The 2,193-nt window shown below is 60.5% G+C and carries 2 protein-coding genes; one reads left to right on the top strand and one right to left on the bottom strand.

All coding sequences use genetic code 11. The features are described 5' to 3' along the window. Positions 1–2: 2 nt before the first annotated feature. Positions 3–230: a hypothetical protein gene (locus tag CVV68_RS21425; RefSeq protein ID WP_110503025.1), complete on the bottom strand. Its 228-nt coding sequence runs from the start codon at positions 228–230 to the stop codon at positions 3–5. Positions 231–1,131: 901 nt separating this feature from the next. Between CVV68_RS21425 and CVV68_RS21430 the strand changes: the two genes are divergently transcribed. Next, on the top strand, positions 1,132–2,193 hold a 1,062-nt coding region (locus CVV68_RS21430), incomplete at its 3' end, for a G1 family glutamic endopeptidase (protein ID WP_170133294.1).

Raw genomic sequence — 2,193 nt, forward strand, 5'->3', positions numbered from 1 at the left:
TACTACGATGAAATAAGCGGCTCGTTACCCGATGAAGCTGCCAGAAAACTGGCGGCATAATTTCCGGGACGGTTCAAAGCGCGGTTCAGGATTGGTGCCGCGGTCGGGATGGCGTTGCTGTCATTATTCACCCTGGCCTTGTTGCTTGTTTTGCCGAAGTCAGGCAGTGATACGGCTGTGGGAGTGGTCTTGGGAATAGTGTTGTCTGGCGCCGTCATCGCCAGGGCCATCGTTTTTCTCCGTGGAGACTATTTTTTCCGTAAAATGGGTCAGGCGCACCTCGCGCTTCCTTTACGCCGTCGTGGGTGTCTTCGTTCTCCTAGCGGTAGCCATGCAATTCATTGAATCCCGCGCAGATTATGCGTATTTTCCTGCGTTTGCTGGCATTTTCATGGGGAATCTCTTCAGGGAAGAACAGCAGCTCCCTGCCAGTCACGGAACTCGATTACCGACACAGCGATCCATGATTGTTGTGGCAACCATTTCCTGCGTGGCAGCGATTGGTGCCACAGTTTGGACAGTGCTGACCATTATTGCTGGCACTGGCACCCTGGCGGATGCATTGATCCTTGCCTCAGCACTTTTTTTGGGCTGGCGGGTTGCTGGCCGTCACGAGACTCGACGGACTGTACTGGGCCCCGCGACGGGCGCGAAATCGGCAGTAAGTTTCAGATGTTGCTCCGGAGCGGTTCGACTGCTGCTTCCCCCGCCCGGAGTCCGAAGGGAACCGGTTCGTGATGCGCTATTGGCCGGAGGCCCCATCAATAGATCATTGGACCAGCCATGGCGGCCAGCCTTCTTCTGGAACGGACGAAATGGTGAAGGGTGTGAAGGTCTTCGCTATGTTCTGTGCTCGGCTATATTTCCAGGCAGCTGGTTCACCAAACTATCAGAGGGGTCATAAGCCGAACCAGCTGCTTTCGGCCATGGGGCAATCGTGCAATCCTAGGCCGTGCCAGGGAGCCGTCGCGGCCGAGGCAGTACTTGGCGCCGCCGCTGTGTGTGAAATGTTGCTGCCGCTCCGGCGGAAAATAGGGCTTGCCGCGGCTTGTTCGCGCGCGACTTCGGGGACGATAATTGAGGAATTGGGGATAGGGTTCCTTCAATTTCATGCTTTGGATCGAGACAGCCATGAACGCCGACCAGCCCGCCGCGCCGCAGGTGCCGTATCAGCTTGTTCCGACCAATGTGCCGGGGGCCTGGGTGTCCGCCTGGCCGCCCGAGGGCTTTGACCCGAACGTGGAGGGGGCAGCTGCTAGAGCCCGCGCGGGAATGCCTTGGCGCAGGCCTGACGCCTCCGATCCCCAGGGCCTGCGCACGGCTTGGGAGCGGGCGTTTTCACATCCGTGGCCCACGGCAGGCCTCATTGTGCCTCGCCTTGAACCGCAGCCGGGCGTCACGCATAACGTCCGCGGCCTGAAGAAGGCCAGTGACGGCAGCTTCACGTCCAACAACTGGGCAGGTGGCGTCGTCGCCGGTACTTGGACGGGGGCCATTGGCTACTGGCACATCCCGACGGTCATTGCACCTGCCGAACCGCAGGGCTCGGAGGGTGGGTGGAATTCATCCTCGTGGGTGGGCCTTGACGGGACGTATGGCTCAAACGATGTCCTCCAGGCCGGGGTGCAGCAGCGGGTCGACTCAGGAGACAACGCCTCCTATGTGGCCTGGTACGAGTGGTTCGCGCCCCAACAGCCGACGTCGCCGGGGTACATCTTCCAAACCAACATTCCCAATTTTTCCGTCAGCCCCGGTGACACCGTCTACTGCTCGGTGCAGTACGGCGCGGGTTCGGCCCAGGTGTCCTTCGGCAATGAAGCGAACGGCGAGCATTTTTCCATCACGCTGGCACCACCACCCGGGGCGACATTCAACGGAAATTGCGCCGAATGGATCATGGAAGCCCCCGACGGCGGCGAAACGACAGCTTCCCTGCCCAGCTTCACCCCCGTTGCCTTTACCAGCGCGGTCTGCTGCGGGCCCAACAAGTCCAGCAGCAACCCGCTCAATGGGGACACTTGGAACATTGTTGCGTTCGGCACCACGCTGACGAGCGTGGCGTTGGCAACGGACGCCGTCACCATTTCCTACGCCGGTCCCACCTTCTGGGTGGACGATGACCTGACGAATTTCTCGAGCGGTGTCCCGGCGGTGGGGGGCAGCGCCTTGGATGGGTATTGGGGGAGCGACAGC

It is taken from the genome of Arthrobacter livingstonensis, from assembly GCF_003219815.1.
In the GTDB taxonomy this organism is placed as follows: Bacteria; Actinomycetota; Actinomycetes; order Actinomycetales; family Micrococcaceae; genus Specibacter; species Specibacter livingstonensis.

Coding starts and splice junctions, on each gene's coding strand:
- CVV68_RS21425 (WP_110503025.1), bottom strand. CDS start 230: ATGGCCCTGGCGATGACGGCGCCAGACAACACTATTCCCAAGACCACT.